1 protein-coding gene is annotated in these 1,066 nt (G+C 71.5%); it reads left to right on the forward strand.

The window, feature by feature from the left end; genetic code table 11:
• Nucleotides 1-52 precede the first annotated feature (52 nt).
• Nucleotides 53-1,066, forward strand: a 1,014-nt coding sequence (locus tag LCH29_RS44005; RefSeq protein WP_446467297.1) for an acyltransferase domain-containing protein, incomplete at its 3' end; no start/stop codon positions are given.

Genomic DNA, 1,066 nt, shown 5'->3' on the forward strand with positions numbered 1-1,066 from the left:
GGCGTTGTTCGCGGTGCAGGTGGCGCTGGTGGAGTTGCTGCGGTCGTGGGGCATGGGTCCGGATGTGGTGCTGGGCCACTCGNTNGGTGAGTTCGTGGCGGCGTATGNGGCGGGTGTGTTCGAGCTGGGGGATGCCGCGCGGTTGGTGGCGGGTCGTGCGCGGTTGATGCAGGNGCTGCCTTCGGGTGGTGCGATGGCGGCGGTCGAGGGCACCGAGGCCGAGGTCGCCGACATCCTCGGCGGGTTTGCCGAGGGCGAGCGGGCCACGGTCGCGGCGGTGAACGGCCCCACGTCGGTGGTGGTGTCCGGTGACGAGGACGCGGTCGAGCGGGTGATGGCGGTCGCGCGGGAGCGNGGCTGCCGGGTGTCGCGNCTGCGGGTGAGTCATGCCTTTCACTCGCCGTTGATGGAGCCGATGCTGGCGGAGTTCGCCGAGGTCGCCGCGAGCGTCACCTACCGGCAGCCGGTGCTTCCGGCCGTCAGCACGGTCAGCGGGCAACTGGTCGGCGCGGCGGACTGGGCGACCCCGGAGTACTGGGTGCGCCAGATCCACGAGCCGGTCCGGTTCCACCGGGCTCTGGAGACCACCACGACCGAACAGGGCGTAACCCGGCTCCTGGAGATCGGACCCGACCCGGTGCTGACCGCGCTGGCCCAGACCACCGTCGACAGTGTGGCGGCGTCGACATTGCGGAAGGGGCGCGGCGAGCCCGAGACCGTCCTGTCGGCGGTCGCGGAGTTGTTCGTGCGCGGCTCGCAGGTCGACTGGCCCGCCATGTTCGCCGGGACCGGTGCGCGACGGGTGGATCTGCCGACGTACGCCTTCCAGCGGCAGCGGTACTGGCTGGATGCCGCGCGGCCGGTCACTGACGCGCGGGGGCTGGGCCTGGGCGTCGCGGAGCATCCGTTGTTGGGTGCGGCGGTGTCGGTCGCGGGTTCGGATGCGGTGTTGTTGACGTCGCGGTTGTCGGTGCGGTCGCATCCGTGGCTGGCTGATCATGTGGTGGCGGGTTCGGTCCTGGTGCCGGGCACTGCGTTCGTTGAGCTTGCGGTGCAGGCGGGTGAC

It is taken from the genome of Streptomyces sp. BRA346 (assembly GCF_052851135.1).